The sequence below is a fragment of the Microbispora sp. ATCC PTA-5024 genome, assembly GCF_000511135.2.
Lineage (GTDB): Bacteria > Actinomycetota > Actinomycetes > Streptosporangiales > Streptosporangiaceae > Microbispora > Microbispora corallina.
In genome coordinates this window covers 1,224,823-1,241,642 of the sequence record NZ_KI866523.1, presented here as the reverse complement: position 1 = coordinate 1,241,642, position 16,820 = coordinate 1,224,823, and the positions used below count along the sequence as shown (strand labels likewise).

14 protein-coding genes are annotated in these 16,820 nt (G+C 66.9%); 9 read left to right on the top strand and 5 right to left on the bottom strand.

All coding sequences use genetic code 11. From position 1 onward, the window contains the following. Positions 1-41: 41 nt before the first annotated feature. The 5 genes from MPTA5024_RS18240 to MPTA5024_RS18225 form a co-directional block, all read right to left on the bottom strand. On the bottom strand, positions 42-278 hold the full coding sequence (locus MPTA5024_RS18240) for a helix-turn-helix domain-containing protein (protein ID WP_036325238.1): 237 nt from the start codon (positions 276-278) through the stop codon (positions 42-44). A 96-nt stretch (positions 279-374) separates the two neighbouring features. Beyond that, entirely contained in the window at positions 375-1,253 is an 879-nt protein-coding gene (locus MPTA5024_RS18235) for a DNA-methyltransferase (protein WP_198167220.1), read from the bottom strand. Then, positions 1,250-2,680, bottom strand: a complete 1,431-nt coding sequence (gene ltrA, locus MPTA5024_RS18230) for a group II intron reverse transcriptase/maturase (protein WP_036325237.1) — start codon at positions 2,678-2,680, stop codon at positions 1,250-1,252. The genes MPTA5024_RS18235 and ltrA overlap by 4 nt, the downstream gene beginning before the upstream one ends. Next, entirely contained in the window at positions 2,677-3,471 is a 795-nt protein-coding gene (locus MPTA5024_RS39760) for a DNA methyltransferase (protein ID WP_232326571.1), read from the bottom strand. The genes ltrA and MPTA5024_RS39760 overlap by 4 nt, the downstream gene beginning before the upstream one ends. Before the next feature lie 77 nt (positions 3,472-3,548). Then, a complete protein-coding gene (locus tag MPTA5024_RS18225; protein WP_051458316.1) occupies positions 3,549-3,977 on the bottom strand; it encodes an XF1762 family protein in 429 nt (142 codons plus the stop codon). 344 nt (positions 3,978-4,321) lie between these two features. Between MPTA5024_RS18225 and MPTA5024_RS43600 the strand changes: the two genes are divergently transcribed. The 9 genes from MPTA5024_RS43600 to MPTA5024_RS39745 all read left to right on the top strand — a co-directional run bounded on the left by MPTA5024_RS43600 (position 4,322) and on the right by MPTA5024_RS39745 (position 16,426). Continuing rightward, positions 4,322-5,605, top strand: a complete 1,284-nt coding sequence (locus MPTA5024_RS43600; protein WP_051458315.1) for a hypothetical protein — start codon at positions 4,322-4,324, stop codon at positions 5,603-5,605. Positions 5,606-5,745: 140 nt separating this feature from the next. Next, positions 5,746-7,308, top strand: coding sequence for a proline-rich domain-containing protein (locus MPTA5024_RS18215; RefSeq protein ID WP_051458314.1), 1,563 nt, complete (start codon positions 5,746-5,748; stop codon positions 7,306-7,308). Continuing rightward, complete coding sequence (locus MPTA5024_RS18210; protein WP_036325236.1) at positions 7,305-8,243, top strand: PrgI family protein; 939 nt, start codon at positions 7,305-7,307, stop codon at positions 8,241-8,243. Before MPTA5024_RS18215 ends, MPTA5024_RS18210 begins: the two co-directional genes overlap by 4 nt. Continuing rightward, on the top strand, positions 8,240-9,991 hold the full coding sequence (locus MPTA5024_RS18205) for a VirB4 family type IV secretion system protein (RefSeq protein WP_036325235.1): 1,752 nt from the start codon (positions 8,240-8,242) through the stop codon (positions 9,989-9,991). Before MPTA5024_RS18210 ends, MPTA5024_RS18205 begins: the two co-directional genes overlap by 4 nt. A 5-nt stretch (positions 9,992-9,996) precedes the next feature. After that, on the top strand, positions 9,997-12,375 hold the full coding sequence (locus MPTA5024_RS18200) for a type IV secretory system conjugative DNA transfer family protein (protein WP_051458443.1): 2,379 nt from the start codon (positions 9,997-9,999) through the stop codon (positions 12,373-12,375). Further along, on the top strand, positions 12,372-13,208 hold the full coding sequence (locus tag MPTA5024_RS18195; RefSeq protein WP_051458313.1) for a replication-relaxation family protein: 837 nt from the start codon (positions 12,372-12,374) through the stop codon (positions 13,206-13,208). The genes MPTA5024_RS18200 and MPTA5024_RS18195 overlap by 4 nt, the downstream gene beginning before the upstream one ends. Next, positions 13,205-13,879, top strand: coding sequence for a C40 family peptidase (locus MPTA5024_RS39750; protein WP_157099536.1), 675 nt, complete (start codon positions 13,205-13,207; stop codon positions 13,877-13,879). The genes MPTA5024_RS18195 and MPTA5024_RS39750 overlap by 4 nt, the downstream gene beginning before the upstream one ends. Before the next feature lie 1,242 nt (positions 13,880-15,121). After that, positions 15,122-15,529 carry a hypothetical protein gene (locus MPTA5024_RS43595; protein ID WP_232326518.1) on the top strand — a complete coding sequence of 136 codons (408 nt, stop codon included), beginning with the start codon at positions 15,122-15,124 and terminating at the stop codon, positions 15,527-15,529. A gap of 300 nt (positions 15,530-15,829) precedes the next feature. Continuing rightward, complete coding sequence (locus MPTA5024_RS39745; RefSeq protein ID WP_232326517.1) at positions 15,830-16,426, top strand: hypothetical protein; 597 nt, start codon at positions 15,830-15,832, stop codon at positions 16,424-16,426. Positions 16,427-16,820 lie beyond the last annotated feature (394 nt).

Here is a 16,820-nt window from a genome sequence, read left to right as displayed (position 1 = left end):
TGTCCGCTGCGGCACGACAGGGCTCTCTCCCGTATCCGACCTCAAACGCTGGGGCCGAAGGCGGTCTGTACGTTCTCTCTCTCCACGCCGATCAGGACAAGCAGCTCGACAGTCGGCACGCGGTAGGTGTCCCCGACCTTGATGACGCGGCAGGGAAACTCGTCGCGCTGCACCAGACGATAGGCAGTGTTTCTACTCAAACCCAGAGCTCGAGCTGCCAGGAGGAGCGGCACGACGGCGGGCAGGGCTTGTACCTCCGCAAGAGTCAGCGGCTTCATGGCATCTCCTCCCTCTTTCCGGCATTGGGAGCGCTTTCAGGCTCTGCGGCGTACACCTGGGCGTCGGAAGGCCCCGTAAAGGCTCTTTGTGGCTGTTCAGTCACCCTCGCCTCCTACCGGGAGTGCCGCACCCGCGGCAGCGAGAATCCGGGTCCGGGCGAGTTCGCAGTAGTCGGCGTTGAGCTCGATGCCGGCGAACTTCCGGCCGAGTTGCTGGGCGGCAATGCCGGTGGTGCCGCTGCCGGTGAACGGGTCCAGGACGGTGCCGCCGGGGCGGCAGCCGGCGGCAATGGCCCTGAGCGGGATGTCGACCGGGAACGCCGCGAAGTGAGCCGCCCGCAGCGGTCGAGTGGGGATTGACCAGACGTCCCCAGGATTCCTGCCGTTAGGGTGCGCGGCGGCATGCCGCTCACCCGTGGGCCGCATCGCCGCGCCGTACTGCGGGCCGGCCGAGTCCTCCCCGTACTTGCCGCTCGGAGGCCAGGCCGTCGTGATGCTGTTCGGCTTGTTGCCCCCGGCTCGTGCCCGCCTGGAAATCGGGCGGTCGCCGGTGTAGGGCTGGCGGACCGGGTCGAGATCGAACCAGCACCGCTGCTGTTTGACGAACAGGAAGATCAGCTCGTACCGGTTGGACATCCGGTCCCGGACGGACTGCGGCATCGCGTTCGGCTTGCTCCACACGATGGCGTTGCGGAGGATCCAGCCGTCCTCTTGGAGGGCGAAGGCGACCCGCCACGGCATGCCGAGCAGGTTCTTCGGCGGCACGGCCAGCCGCGCCTTGGGCCGCACCTCAGGCTGGCGCGCGTTGTAGTGCTTGCCGCGGGCCCAGCCGTCCGAGTTGGCCGCGTAGCAGTCGTTGGGTCGGGCCAGGGCGCGGTGCTGGTCTCTCGACCGGTCCGTCTCCCTGGCCCGCCCGCCGAACCGGACGTGCCCGTTCCCGAGCATCCGGCTCTCCAGGAGTCTCGTTGGGTTCATGCGGCGTTCCCGTCGGCCCATGGGGTGGGAATGTGGTGGCCGCGGTAGGTGTAGCGACGGACCACGGTGTCGGCGGCGTTGTAGAGCGTCACCTCGCCCTCCGTCGGCCGCCACCTGGGCAGGAAGCGGCGACGGAGGACCCGGATACCGGTTTTGGGGTGACGTTTTCGGATCCACCAGACCACTCGTCGCCAGGTGTAGGCGTCGAGATAGGAGAACGTGGCCTTCGACACGCCGTACCGGTAGTAGGCGCACCATCCCCGGATCATGGGGTTGATCGCTCTCAGCAGATCAGAGAGCGTCCGGTATCGCGACTTGCGGGTATGCGCGCGCACCTTCCTCGTGATCGAGAGAATCGATTTCTTGGAGGGATAGGTGTAGACATACCGCTGGTTCGTCCCCTTCTTACGCCGCCGCCGGATACGGAAGCCCAGGAAGTCGAACCCCTCATCAATGTGCACCACCTGGGTTTTCTCCTCCGATAGGACCAGGCCCATCGGGGCGAGAACCATCGCCGCTTCGTCCTTGAGCGCCTCGGCCTGTTCCCGGGTACCAGAGACCATGACGACGAAGTCGTCCGCGTAGCGGACGAGTCGGCAGATCGGCGCGGTACCCGAGCGTCGTGCCCGATAGCGCGAGGACTTGCTGCCCAGGGCTTCAAATCGCGCCTTGAAGTGCTCATCAAGCACCGACAGGGCGATGTTGGCCAGCAGCGGCGAGATGATGCCCCCTTGCGGGGTGCCGGTCATGGTCTCCTCGACGACCTTCATCTCGGTGAAGATTCCGGCCTTGAGGAAAGCCTTCACCAGACGCAGGATGCGCTTGTCTCCGATCCGGCGACGCACCCTGCCCATCAGGGCGGAGTGATCAATTTCGTCGAAGCACGCCTTGATATCCGCCTCCAGCACCCACTCATAGGAGCGGGAACCGAGCCGGTGGATCTCGGCGATCGCATCGTGTGTCCGGCGCCTGGGCCGAAACCCATACGAGCACGGAAGGAATTCCGCCTCGAAGATAGGCTCCATGACCAGCTTCAGAGCGGCTTGCACCACCCTGTCCCGCACGGTCGGGATCCCCAGGCGACGCTTCTTCCCGCCCGCCTTGGGGATCATCCGCTCGCGGACCGGCACCGGAGCGAACGTTCCGGATTTCAACTGCTCCCGGAGTTCGGCGAGGAACACCTCCACGCCACGCACCTGCTCGACGTAGTAGGCGCTGTGGCCATCCACGCCAGCCGTGCGCGCTCCACGGTTGTACCTGACCCGCTCCCATGCGACGAGCAAGAAAGCAGGGTCCGCGACGAGGTTGAACAAGTCGTCGAACCGCCGGCCAGGATCGCCTGTCGCCCAACGGTGCAATTTCATCTGGATCTCCAGTACCCTGCGCTCAGCCCGAGAGAGCTCCCACGCAAGATCGTCGGTATTCACCGGCGGCCTCCTGGCATTCCAGTCCTTTCATCACTGACTCCCTGCCGCCCTTCGCCATGTGACCGGCTTTCCCGGCCTCGGACTACTACGGCGGCTCCGCCCCCGCGCAGCGTCATCAGCGGACGACGCGCCTTCCCGCTCCCGGCCTGGAAGACCGGGCAGACGGGCAACACCACGCGGGTTCCCACGTTCACCACGAACCGATCGGCAGGGTCGATGCCCAGCTGTGCCCCAGCGGCCTGCCATGGGTACGCCGCAGACCTTCCCCATGACCCCATGAACCCGCCTTGGATAACCGGTCCACGGGCCGCCGCCGCATCGGACTCGGCGAGCGGTCGCCGCAACCCGGCCCATATCCGCAGGGTTTGAGCCGGTGGCTTAACTTGAGGGGCTTTATAACGCTGGTTCCTCACGTACACCTTTCTGCCTCGCTTGCCGGACCCGGGCCCTCCAGCGGTACCGACCCGTCCCGTCGTTGTCGGGGCTGCTCCCACCCTCCCCGGCGTCTCCCGGATCAGGCTGCCCCCAGCTACGCGCTGCCCTGCTGCGACAAGACAGCGGCGGAGTCCTTTCACCTCCGCTCGGTTCCATGGCGCCTCGTGGCGCACCCCGAGGTTCAGCCAGCAGGTGCCGTCGTCGGCGAGCACCCTTCGGGCCTCAGCGAAGGTGACCCGAAGGTTCTCCACGTACGCCTCCGGCGTGGCCTCCTGCCCGTACTGGCCCTCGCAGTAGTTCCGAAGCCCCCAGTACGGCGGACTGGTGACGATGCAGTCCACCGAGCCCTCGTCCATCTCGGTCAGCACCTCGCGCGCGTCCCCGTGGTAGATCGCCGCGTGCTCGTCGCGCCAGTACGGCGCGCGCAGTTTCCTCATGCGCGACCTCCGGCGACCCGGATCTCCCACAGAACGCGGGCGACCTCGCCGGTACGGCTGGTGTCCCATCCGAGTGTGCTGGGGACCAGCCGGAAGCCGGCCGCGCACAGGCTGGTGCCGGGCTCGTCGACACGGGTGTAGGCGAGCAGGCGCCGGTAGCCCTCAGCCCGCGCGGCCCGCCAGGCGGCGCCGAGCAGGGCCGAGCAGGCATTGGGCGTGCCGTCGGTGGACAGGCAGACGACCTCGGCCGTGCTGCCGTCGTCGAAGGCCCAGAAGGCGGGCCTGTCGACGAAGACGACGCCGACCAGGGTTTTGTCGCTGGTCCGGACACCGATGACGAACTCCGCCGCGGCCGGTGGGGCGAGGTAGCGGTGCGTCCAGGCGGTGAACGCCCTCGCGGTTTGTACCGCGACCGGCGAAATCACCAGACGTGGCTTTTCCGTTGTGGCTAGGCCGCCGCTGCCGGCGTTCTTCTGGATGCCATTCCTTTTCTCCATTGATTTGTCGGGACACGTTTTCCGGATGCGGGCCGCCGAGGCCGTGAACACGGCTCCGGTGGCATGCAACCAGGCAAGCAGCGTCCTCAGAGTCCACTCAGAGGCCGGGCGGCTGAGCTCAGAAGGTCGCGCTCAGAAGCCGCCGAGCTACTCAGAATGCCGAGGCTCTGAGAAATTACTGAGCGACTACCCAGCTTTTCTCTGAGCCGTTTCTGAGGCGGTGCGTACACCGGTTTCGAGACCACGAACTCCTTCTCGACCCGGAGCACGACATGAGCGCGCATCGCCTCACCGAATCACCCCTGGACACCGCGGAGACGTCATTCCGGTTGCTGACGACCGGTCCCGGGGCCCTGTCCCTGGACTGCACGGCACTCGCCCCCGGCCTGCCCCGGGGAGCGGTCTGCCTTCGGGAGTTGCGCGTGCTGCTCACCAGCCGGACCATCACCGACGAGGCGCGGGACGCCGTCTGGCGGGAGCTGGTCGCACGCGCCCAACAGGCCAGCTCGACCTGGACGGTCGCGGCCATCGGCATGGCCATGCCGGCCCTGCGCACGATCGCGATAGCGCTGACCCGCGACCTGGTCCGCGGAGACCCCGTGGACGTCGATATCGCGATCATGGCGGGCTTCCTGCGAGCCCTGCATCGTGTGGACACCGCCCTGCCCCACATCCGCGCTCGGCTGTGCGAGGCAGCCCGCTTCGCGGGTGAGCGCACCCGCCGTCACATCGAGGCCACGGCCGAGCGCCGTTGTGCGGCCGGCGAGCCGATGCCTCCCCCGCGTCCCTGGTACCACCCCGATCTGGTGCTGATCGACGCGGTGGCCCAAGGCGTACTCAGCGGGCTCGACGCCGAGTTGATCAGCCTGACGCGGCTTGAGGACGTGCCGCTGCGGGACCGCGGCCCGGTCAGCCGGCAGCAGAACCGCCGCGAGCTGCCACTGATCAACGTCCTGCGGCGGGAGGAATCCGAACCCTCCACCTTTCCCCTGACCGCTTCTCCGATCCCGGGAGAAGCGCACTCGGCTTCCGCGCGGAGCCAGGGAACTCCGGATGCGCAAACAGCAACCGACCCGAAGGGAGGCAGGGACACAACCCCTGGCTCCGCGCGGTTCTCTCCCAACCACCCCTCAGTCGTGGCCCGCTGTCACCGGGCCGCCCGGCAGCGGCACCCGGTACGGCACACCAGCGGCAGCCGTCCCTGCCGCAGGAGACCATCCTCGCGGGGGATCGCCGCCTGGGGCCTGGCCACTGCGGCAATCGCCATCCTCGTTATTGCCGCAGTGGCAACCGCCGCCTTCGCGGCTTCCCCGGTGGCCGCCGCTCCGTCGGATCTCAATGCGGTCTTCACGAACCTACGCAACTGGCTGATCGGCCTGCTGGCGACGCTGGCCACGCTGATGCTGACCATCGGCGGGCTTCGCTACCTCGTCGCCGGCGGTGATCCCGGCGAGGTCCAGAAGGCCAAAGCGGCGTTGAAGGCGGCAGCCTTCGGCTACGCGCTGGCCGTGCTGGCTCCGCTCTTCGTGAGCATCCTCAAGCGCGTCGTGGGGTGAGAGCGATGGCTTCCTCGTCCCGACCCAGGGTCACCGGCTCAGCCAACGTCAGTCGGCCCGACGCCTCGTTCCGCGCTGCCGTGATTTCTCGGCCCGTAGCCGGTGCGGCAGTCGTTCGCCTCTCATCGCCACGCACGGCCGTGCTACTGGTCATCACGGCGGCCGTCGTCACGGTGTCGGTTGCAGCCATGGCGGCAACCGCGAGCGCCACTCCAGTGCCGTCTCCTTCGCCCTCACCGTCGCTGCCCGGACCAGTCGACATCCCGGTCGACAGTCCCGGATTCGGATTCGGCATCGGCGACTGGGTCAACGGCCAGATCAATTCCTGGTTCGCCAATCTGGTCGCGCTCGCGATCAAACCGCTGCTGGACGTGCTAGCCGCGACACTGCTGGCGACCCCGGACGTGTCCGGCAACGGCAGGGTCTTCGACCTGTGGAAAGCGACCGCGGCCATCGCGAACACCGGATTCGTCCTGCTGGCCACGATCGGTGCGATCACCGCGATGGGGCATGAGACGGTCCAGACCCGATACGCGGTCAAAGAGGTCCTGCCGCGCCTGTTCGTCGCGGTCTTGGCCGTCAACGTCAGCTTCGGCATCTGCGGCAAGGCCATCGAACTTGCCAACACCCTGTCACACGCGCTGCTCGGCCAGGACTTCGATGAGAGGCGCGCGGCGGCGACCCTGCGCCTCCTGGTTGTCGTCCCCGGCCAGCAGGAGATCTTCTACATTCTGCTCGCGCTGGTCGCGGTCATCTTGCTGATCCTGTTGCTGATCGCGTTCGTCATGCGGGCCGCGCTGATAGTGCTGCTGGTGGTCGCCGCGCCGCTCGCTCTGGCCTGCCTGGCGCTGCCGTACACCGACGGGCTGGCCCGGTTCTGGTGGCGAGCCTTCATGGGGCTGTTGATCGTGCAGGTGGCTCAGTCGCTCACGCTGGTCATGGCGGTACGGATCTTCTTCAACCAGGACGGCCGTCTCCTGCTCGGGCTGATGCCGACCGGGCAGCTCGTGAATCTGGTCCTCGTCCTGTGCCTGCTGATCATCTTGGTGCGCATCCCGGGCTGGGTTTCCCGGCGCGTTTTCGCCCAGACCGCCGGCCGTGGCTCAACGGTCACGCGGATCGTCAAGTACGCCTTGGCCTACAAGCTCACCTCTCCGGTCATGAACGCTCTGCACCTCGGCAGAGGTGCACGCGGCGGCAGGGGTTCAGGCAGGGCCGAGGGTGCGACCTTCGCGATGGCGAGCAGGGCGCTGCCCGCGCTCGCCGCAGGTCCCGCCGGTACGGCTGCCGCTACCACAGCGACCACCGCCTCCGCGGCCAGGGGCGGCACCGGCCAGGCCCACCACGCGCCCGGGATGGCTCGCGGTCCCGGCGATCCTGGCAACTGGCAGCCCGGGCCGGTCAAGCATGCCCCGTCCTCGCCACCGGGTCAGGGCAGGTACCCAATGCCGCTGCGGCCGTCGGTACCGATTCCCCCCACCGTGCCCGTGTATGGCTACCCGCGCGAGACCTACTACGCGAACGGCCCGGCAGGGCTCGCGCAGATGTACTGGCTCCGCACCCAATCCACTCCATCGACCTCTGGACGGCCAGTCCAGGCACCCGGTGCGTCGGCTCCCGGCGGATTCGACCGCCCCCAGAACCCTGGCCGTCGTGGGCCGCAGCGGCATGGCCGCCCGTCCGGGGGTGGTGACAACCGATGAGCTGGGTGCAGCCGGTACGCATCCCCGCCGACGTGGACCAGGAGGACCGGATCGTCGGCGGCTTCACCGCCCGTCAGGTGGCCATCCTCGGCGGCTCCGCGGGCCTGCTGTACGCCGCCTACATGCTCCTCGGAGAGCACGTGCCGCTGGTGGCGTACGGCGTCGGGGCCCTGCCTATCGCGCTGACCGGCATCCTGTTGGCGGTCGGACGGCGTGACGGTGTGAGTCTCGACCGATACGTGCTGGCCGCGCTCCGCCACCAGCGTTCTCGGAAGGATCTGGTCTCCGCATCGGAGAGCATTCCTTCGGCTCCCGCCTGGATAGCCGCCAGGTCCGTTCCCCGGCCGGCACCGCTGCGCCTTCCCGCGCGAGGAGTGGCCGATGACGGGCTCATCGATCTCGGGCCAGACGGAGTTGCCGCCCTGGCGGAGGTGTCCACGGTCAGCTTCGCCCTTCGGACACCGGACGAGCAGGACGCCCTCGTCTCAGGTTTCGGCCGCTGGCTCAACTCACTGTCCGGCCCGATCCAGATCCTCATCCGTGCCGCGCCGGTGGACCTCAGCGAGACGATCAACAGCTTGGTAGGCAACGCTCGTGCGCTTCCTCATCCCGCGCTGACGGCTGCCGCGCACGAGCACGCGGCCTTTCTCACCGGCCTTTCGGCCAGGCACGACCTGCTGCGCCGCCAAGTCCTGTTGATCGTCCGAGAGCCCAGCGCCGAGGCGGGCAGCCGGGACGCGGCATCGGCCCGGGCACTGCGCCGTCTGGAGGAGGCCGCCCGATTGCTGGCGGGCTGCGGACTCACCGTCCGCCCGCTGGACGCACCAGCCACACGGGCGCTGCTCGCCTCCTGCTTCGACCCCGCCGGCCCGCCACCACCCACCGACCAACTCGCGCCCCCGGACGAGGTCGTCAGGACAGGAGAACACCGGTGAAGCTCTTCTCACGCAGGCGCACGGCCCTCGCCACCGGATTCGGTCCGGACGCGATCCAGGTCCGGCCGCGGGACCTTCAAGTGAGTGGCGGTCTGTGCGCGACCCTGGCCATCAGCGGATACCCGCGCGAGGTCACACCCGGCTGGCTGGAGCCGTTGCTGACCTATCCCGGTCGCCTGGACGTGTCGCTTCATGTCGATCCGGTCCCGTCCCAGGTCGCCGCCGACCGGTTGCGCAAGCAGCTCGCGCGTCTGGAATCCGGGCTGCGCAGCGACCAGCAGCACGGCCGGCTTCTGGATCCCGGAGCGGAGGTCGCGGCAGAAGACGCCCAGGATCTCGCCTCCCGCATCGCGCGCGGTCAGGCCAAGTTGTTCCGCGTCTCGATCTATCTCACCGTCCACGCGGCCACCCAGAATGAGTTGGACGAGGCGTGCGCGCAGGTACGAGCGCTGGCCGCGTCACTGTTGCTGGATGCCCGGCAGGTCGCCTTCCGACAGCTTCAGGGCTGGGTGTCCTCGCTGCCGCTGGCCTTCGACAACCTGGCCATCAGCCGTACGTTCGACACCCCGGCGCTCGCTGCGGCGTTCCCGTTCACTAGCCCGGACCTGACGACCGAACTGGGACCGACGGCCGTTCTGTACGGCGCCAACGCCGCCAGCCCGTCTTTGGTTGCCTGGGACCGATTCGCCCAGCCCAACCACAACTCGGCCATCATCGCCAGCAGCGGGGCCGGGAAGTCCTACCTGGCCAAGCTGGAAGCCCTGCGATCCCTCTACGCCGGGGTCGAGGTCGCGGTTATCGACCCCGAAGACGAATACGCCCGCATGTGCACGGCCGTCGGTGGCGCCTACCTCCACTTGGGCGCGCCGAACGTCCGGCTCAACCCGTTCGACCTGCCTCTTGAGGGGCGGCGGGACGGGGACCCGCTGACCCGGCGGTCGCTTTTCCTGCACACGCTGATCACGGTCATGCTCGGCGGGCCGCTGGACCACACCGGTAAGGCGGCACTCGACCGGGCGATCCTCGCCACCTACAAGCAGGCGGGGATCACCTTCGACCAGCGCACATGGAAGAAGCGCCCACCTCTCATGGGCGATCTGGTAAGCGTGCTTACCCGAGACGGCGACCCCAAGGGCGCCGAGATAGCGGCAGGCCTCGCGCCGTACGTGACCGGCAGCCACCGCCAGCTCTTCGACGGCCACACCACCACCCAGCCCGACTCCCACCTGGTCGTCTTCTCCCTCCGGGACCTGCCCGAGGAGCTCAAAGCCGTCGGCACCCTACTCACCCTGGACGCCGTCTGGCGAAGGGTCTCCGACCCACGCAACCGCCGCCCGCGCCTGGTCGTGGTCGACGAGGCATGGCTGCTCATGAAGGACCCCGAGGGCGCCAAGTTTCTGCTTCGGATGGCGAAGGCGGCCCGCAAACACTGGGCCGGGCTGTCGGTGGTCACCCAGGACGCTGCCGACCTGCTCGGCTCCGACATCGGACAGGCAATCATCGCCAACTCCGCCACCCAGATTCTGCTTCGGCAGGCTCCCCAGGCCATCGACGCGGTCAGCGACGCCTTCGGCCTGTCCGACGGCGAACGCCACCTCCTGCTCTCCGCCGAGCGCGGCTTCGGCCTGCTGGCAGCGAACTCCGGCGCGTCCCGCGTGGCCTTCCAGGTCCTGGCCAGCGAGCAGGAACACCGCCTGGTCACCTCCTCCCCTCAGGAACTCGCCGAGTACGCGGAGGACGACCTGTGAAGACGATGATTCAGGGTCCGCTGTACGATCCCGAAGCCTTCATCGACTGGCTGCTGGCCTGGGTAAACGGCCGCGTCTGGCAGCTCGCTCTCGCGCTCTCGGTCGCCGCGATCACCCTCGAACTGTCCCACGTCCTGGTCGTACGGCTCCGCCACCGCGCCGCGACGAACGGGGCACGATGCGTGGAGATCTTCGCCCCGCCCACGGCAGACATGGCGGGTGCCGAGGCACTGTGGGGCAATCTTCTCGGACTCCTGCGCCCGGCCTGGAAGCGCATCCTGTTCGGCCAGCCGCATCTGGCATTCGAGTACGTCTTCGGCACCGGCGGAGTCCAGATCCGGATGTGGGTCCCCGGCACAGTCCCTCAGCACCTGGTGGACCACACGATCGAAGCCGCGTGGCCGTCCGCCCGAACCACCGTCGTGGAGGCCGCTCCGCCGATACCGCTCAGCGGGCAGGCCACCGGCGGACACCTGGTGATCGCACGCAGTGAGCGGCTGCCGCTCCGGCACGACCATGACCACGACCCTCTCCGCGCCCTCCTCGGAGCCGCGGTGGGCATGCCTGGCTGGCAGCACGCCGCCGTACAGATCCTCGCCAGGCCCGCCACCGGTCGCCGCCTTTCCGGCGGTGCCGGCGGCATTCTCGTCTTCCTACTGCGAGCCGGACTCGACCTCTTCGCGCCGGGCCCGGCTCGGGCTCACCACCAGTCGAGCTATGGGGCGCAGGATCACGCTGCCCGTCTGGAGCAGTACGCCGAGGCCCGCGCCATGAGGGACAAGGCCCTACAACCCCGGTACGAGGTCACCGTCCGCTACGCGGTCCAAAGCGACGAAGGCAAGGACCGGGCAGCGTGCAGAGCCCGACAAAAGATCATCCGAGGCCGCGCGCATGCGATCGCTTCGGCATTCGCTCTGTTCTCCGGGCACAATCACCTGGAGCGGCGCCGCCTCCCGCTCCCCGCTCGCCACCTCGCCTCCCGCCGATTCGGGCGCGGCTACCTCCTGTCGGTCTCCGAGCTGGCCGCACTCGCGCATCTACCAATGGACGCCGCCGTACCCGGGCTTCAACGAGCCGGAGCGAACACGGTGGCTCCCTCGCCGCAGGTCGCCCAGAAGGGGAAGGTACTCGGCTTGGCCGACGCCGGTCACGAGCGGCCGGTCGCCCTGCGTGTGATCGATTCCTGCCACCACGTGCACGTCCTCGGCCCGAACGGCACCGGCAAGAGCACGCTGCTGGCCCAGATGATCCTTTCCGACATCGAGGCCGGGCGCGGCGTCGCCGTCGTCGACGCAAAGGGAGACCTCGTCGCCGACCTGCTCGGTCTGATTCCCGAAGAAGCAGGCGAGCGCATCGCTCTGATCGACCCGGACGACCGCCAGCCCCGGCCGGCACTCAACGTGCTGAGCGGCCCGGACCTGGAAACCCTCGTGGACAACCTCGTCGGCATCTTCCACAAGATCTACGCCGATTCCTGGGGCCCGCGCAGCGACGACATCCTGCGCGGCTGCGCCCTCACCCTCTCCCGCAACGGCGGGACTCTCGCCGACATCCCAGCGCTGCTCAGCGATCCCCTTTACCGCAAGCAGCTCACCGAACGCCTCAACGATCCCTTCCTGCTGGGGTTCTGGAACTGGTACGAGCACCTGTCCGAGCAGGCCCAAGCGCACGTCACCGCGCCCATCATGAACAAGCTGCGGGCGTTCCTGCTTCGCCCGTTCGTCCGGGACATCCTCGGCTCGGCCCAGTCCACCTTCGACGTCGGCGACGTCCTGGACGGCAAGATCCTGCTCGCGCGACTGCCCAAAGGCGTACTCGGCGACGACACCGCCCGCCTGCTCGGCTCGCTTCTGCTGGCCCAGGTATGGCAGGCCGCCTCCCATCGCGCCCGGCTCGGCCGCAGCCGCGCGCCGTCCGCGCTGTACGTGGACGAGACGCAGAACTTCCTGAACCTCCCGCACGCCCTGTCGGACATGCTCGCCGAGGCTCGTGCCTATCGCCTCTCCATGGTGCTCGCCCACCAGCACCTGGCCCAGCTTCCCCGCGACCTGTGCCAGGCGGTCAGCTCCGACGCGCGCAACAAGATCTACTTCTCGCTCTCGCCAGAGGACGCCCGCGAGGTTGAGCACCACTTCAGCCCGTACCTGACCCGTCACGACCTCGCCAATCTCGGCGCCTTCCAGGCTGCCGCCCGCCTGGTCGTCCGCTCTGCCGAGACCCCGCCTTTCACCTTGCGCACGCGGCCACTGCCCGCCCCCGACCCCGACCTCGCGCGACGCGTCCGCGCCGCCGCCGCCAAAGCCCACGGCCGGACCCCCGCCCAGCCTGAAGCCCTGCCGCACGACGACCCACGACAGCAGCCCAGAAACGGAGAGAACACATGAACGAGCACTACACACCCAGCGTCCTGGCCTCGCTCGCCACCCAGCTGACCAGCCGCGACCGCCACCTGCTGCGCCTGGTCTGGACCCACAAAGTCCTGACCGGCCACCAGATCACCCACATCGCTTTCGACAACCCGATCACCGCACGGCACCGCTTGGTCAGGCTGCATCGCATCGGCGTCCTGGACCGCTTCCGGCCCAAGCCGCCCGTCGGTTCAGCGCCCTGGCACTACGTGCTCGGCGAACCCGGCGCCGCCGTACTGGCCACTGAGGACGGCGTCGACCTGAGCGAGTTCGGCTACCGCCGCGACCGCGCCCTTGCCGTGGCCTACAGTCAGCGTCTCGCCCACAGCGTCGGCGTCAACGACGTCTTCGCCCGCCTGTACGGCACCGCTCGTCAGGCGAACGGGTGTCGACTGGAGACCTGGTGGCCAGAGGCGCGCTGCGCCGCACAGTGGGGCAAGCACGTCCGCCCCGACGCCTACGGCAGGTGGATCGAGAACGGCCGCACCGTCGATTTCTTCCTCGAGTACGACACCGGCACCGAGACCCTCGACCGGGTGCTGGCCAAGCTGCACGGTTACGCCGCACTGACGGCGGCCACCGGAATCACCACCCCCGTCCTGTTCCTCACCGGCTCCAGGCGAAGGGAGAGCAGCCTTCACGGCCGGCTCCAGCTCCGCGCGGCTCAAACCGGGGTGCCGTGCGCAACGGCCGTCGCCGGGGCTGACCCGCAGGGCCCCATCTGGCTGCCCTATAACCGCCGAGAAGCGCGCCTGCGCCTGGCCGAACTCGCCGATCAGTGGCCTCAGCCTGCCGCGGAGTGCCCTTGATCGTAGAAACCGCGCTGGCGAAGATCCTCGCCGCAAGCGCTGGCCTCGTGGCAGGGATGGTGCTCCTCCTAGGACTGGCAGGAGGCGCGCGGTATGCGGCCATGTCGGCCAGTGCGGTCTGTGATTACCCCAGCCCTTCAGCGTCCGAGCTGAGATCGGCGCAGCCCCGGAAAACTACGTCCACGGCCGCCGCCGGACTGTGTGCGGAACTATCGCCCGGAAAGATCCCGGCAGAGGCGCTGGCTGGAGCGGAGCGCGGGATAATCGCCGTTCAGGCGGCGTTGCGCATGCGCGGCACCCCGTACTCGTGGGGAGGCGGCGGGCCGGACGGACCGAGCTTCGGCATTGGTCGCGGCGCCGGAACGCGAGGGTTCGACTGCTCCGGCCTGGCCGAATACGCCTGGTCAAGAGCCGGGGCCCGGATCGGCGGCGACACCTCCGCGCAGTGGAACGCGGGGATCCACGTGCCCAGAAGTCAGATCAGGCCAGGAGATCTGATCTTCTTCGCCTCCAACCCGGCTAACGCCGCGACGATCCACCATGTCGGCATCGCGATCGACGCCACTCGCATGGTCCACGCGCCGTTCACCGGCAGCACGGTACGCGTCGATACCTGGGCAGGCACACCGAGCCGGGAGCGAGAGTTCATCGGCGTCGTCAGGCCCAAGTGACAAAGTCCTCAAAGCAAACATCATTCTAGGACTTAAGCAAGGGGCCGTCGCCACCGCTCCAGCTGCGCCGACAGCTCGGACATGCGTTAACTAGATTCAACCTCGGCGCCTCACGGTATCCGCAGAACCACCGCGGCATTACGGGTCGGTTATTCGCAGATCTCCTTCAACGCTGCCATGTGTTGCTTTTTGTGAGGATGCGACAGCAGGTCGCCTATATCTCAATCCTTTGCAGCCACCCTGCTTACTAATGATGCTCGTGGTGCTTCTGACTCTATTAACACCGACTTTGGGCATCTTATGGCATGCGCGCGCACTGATCGCCAGAGTGACCCAGGCCAAGGCTCAGAGGTATCAGAACGATGCAGAGCAGTAAAATAAGATATCCCTAGCGGCTCTACCCACTTCTGGCATCAGATGTTAGCTGCGACACCCTCTGATACGAGATTCCTAAAATTGCCCCGGCATCTCTAACGTTGATTCCGCTTGATGTGAGCTTCAGGGCAGCGGCTTGAAGAGTCTTAGCCTCCGCTTCTCTGGCTACCGCAGCTGCCTTGCGCGCAGCATTGAATTGGTCGACACCTTCTTGTACATCTGAGTCGACGAGGCGTGGGGCGACTTCGAATGAATTAGGATCGACGTTCAACACGGAAGCTATTGCGTCTCGCGTCATTTCGATTGCCTCGTTCCAAGTCCGCCCCTGAGTATGCACCCCTCGAAGATCCGGCACGCGCACTGACCACCAGCGTGATGCGTGGCTTAGGTAGGCGACGTATAGAACCTTGCGGGAAACGTTCGTTTCAGCCATGTTTCCATTCTCTCGTGCTGAGCCTGACGGGGTGGCGAAGGATGAGCCTGCGGGGGCCGATGGTGCACCCCCGCGCTCTACCTCCCTTCCTCCGCGTCTGCGATCAAGCCTTGGGCGGTTACCTCGGCGATCTCGCGATGGCGCGGGATCGAGAGCGGCAAATCCCCGATCCGATAGATCGAGTGCTTTCCACCCTCCCGTACGAAGATCAACTCTTTGTCCTGCCTCGCCGCGATCTCCCGCAGCCTCCGCAAGAGGGTAGCCCTCTTCACGACGGCGACCCTAGCAGCGTGAACAAATTTTGTCTAACTGGATGAACAAGTTTTGTCGGCTGGGGTTACCAAGGTCGCGGTGATGTGGGTCTGCGGCGGTGTTGGACCCGGCGTTGCCGGACCTCCGCAGCAGGGCCAACGGTTCCCCGCCCCTGCGGAATCGTGGTCGGCGAAGACCGTCATCGGGTGGAGCCCGAAGGTCTTCTTCCATGTCGGCGCGGCCTGATCCATATCGGAGTGGGCGATGACGACGGTCGCATCGATGCCCAGGCCGATCCGCTCCCGTCGGTGCCCAGCGCGTGGGTGCCGGCCAGTGTCCAGGAGGCGCGTTGCCGAGCGGTGGCGCGGACGGCCCGGATCGCCTCCAAGGCCCGTACGGGATCGGCGGTCAGCCGATCGATCAGCCAGGACACGGTCGGATTGGACACCAAGGACCCGAAGAACTCCGGCTGGGAGCGCAACATCGCGATGTCGGCCAGGCAGTCCCCACTTAACGCCAGTGTGAGAGTCAGGTCGGCGATGACCTTGCCCGCGTCATGGATCGCACGGTCCCGTCGCATGGAGACCTGAACTGAGATCCGCAACGTTCAGGAGGGCTGTCCCGCCTGGGTGTTCAATGAGGTCATGTCAGATCGAACCTCTGATGGTCGCCCCATACTGGGACCCGACGCGCTCGCGCATCTCCGAGTCCCGCCGAGCGGAATTTGCTGGTGGTGTCAGGAAAGCCCGGCCACTACCGGCGAACACAAGTTCAAACGCACGGACCTGACTCGGCTAATGGCGAATGGGGGTCCTTTGCTCTGGGGGGACGGAGAAGGAAAAACGCGCGAGATCAGAGGTCGTAGCGGAGTAAAGCGAGATCGCTATGGAGTGATTAAGTTTCCCAAGTCGCTCTGCGAATCGTGCAACACCAAGCGGTCGAAGCCCTTCGACAATGCCTACGACGTGTACTCACAGCATGTCAGCCGCACCTGGCTACGCATCATGCCTGGAGTTGACTTCCGACAGATTTTCGGGGCCGACTGGGAGACACCCACGATCAACCTTGCACGATACTATGGCAAACACTTCGGCTGCCGCATGGTGCGTGCAGGCCTTCCAGTTCCCGACACCCTCCGCGAGTTCTTGGACGGTGCCACAGATATGTCGGACGCCCACATGGCTCTAATTACCACAGACACGGTCCATAAGCTCTACAAGGGTGGACTTTCCATTAGTCCGGACTTCGTGGAGGCCGACAAGAACATCAGTCGGTTCGTGCGTTACGTACTGGTCGCGTATATCGGCTCCATTGGTATTCGCTACGAGTGGCTCGGGGAAGGCTTCCCCGAGCGATCGCAATTCTTCAAATATCCGCGTCCAGTCATCAACTGCTTCAAAGACGAGATCGCCGTGTGCGAAGGCCGAACCCGTCGTCCCGGGTGGTTCGCATCTCTAGTCCAGTGGGCCAATCAACCGCGCAAGTAGCAATCATTGCCTTTCAGAGCTGGCCCGACACACACCGGAAAGACGATGGAGCTGCCGCGCCGCCACCGATAAGAGGTCATCCATGATTCGAACCTAGCGCTAACAAGTTGGAACGCCCTCAACTCGGCAAGAGCGGACACCGCGCAGGCGACCCGCGACAGCGATCACGCGCTCGCCACCGTCATGTAGCGTCGGCGCGCGGCTCGTAAGACGATCCTGCAAACATGGCAATGACCTGTCAGCTGCAGGCGCAATGCCTTGGCCTGACTCTCGAGAAGGACGCGTCGCTAAGAAAGATCCTGCGGACAGATTGTTGAACTACCTGGAGAACGTCCTGGTCGGCAAGGTCATCCAGGACAAGAAGTACGAGAACCTACACGTGACTCCCACATTG

Bases quoted from the DNA above. Each gene is read 5' to 3' on its own strand.
- MPTA5024_RS18240 (WP_036325238.1), bottom strand. From the start codon at position 278: ATGAAGCCGCTGACTCTTGCGGAGGTACAAGCCCTGCCCGCCGTCGTG.
- MPTA5024_RS18235 (WP_198167220.1), bottom strand. From the start codon at position 1,253: ATGAACCCAACGAGACTCCTGGAGAGCCGGATGCTCGGGAACGGGCAC.
- MPTA5024_RS39760 (WP_232326571.1), bottom strand. From the start codon at position 3,471: ATGGACGAGGGCTCGGTGGACTGCATCGTCACCAGTCCGCCGTACTGG.
- MPTA5024_RS43600 (WP_051458315.1), top strand. From the start codon at position 4,322: ATGAGCGCGCATCGCCTCACCGAATCACCCCTGGACACCGCGGAGACG.
- MPTA5024_RS18210 (WP_036325236.1), top strand. From the start codon at position 7,305: ATGAGCTGGGTGCAGCCGGTACGCATCCCCGCCGACGTGGACCAGGAG.
- MPTA5024_RS18200 (WP_051458443.1), top strand. From the start codon at position 9,997: ATGATTCAGGGTCCGCTGTACGATCCCGAAGCCTTCATCGACTGGCTG.
- MPTA5024_RS18195 (WP_051458313.1), top strand. From the start codon at position 12,372: ATGAACGAGCACTACACACCCAGCGTCCTGGCCTCGCTCGCCACCCAG.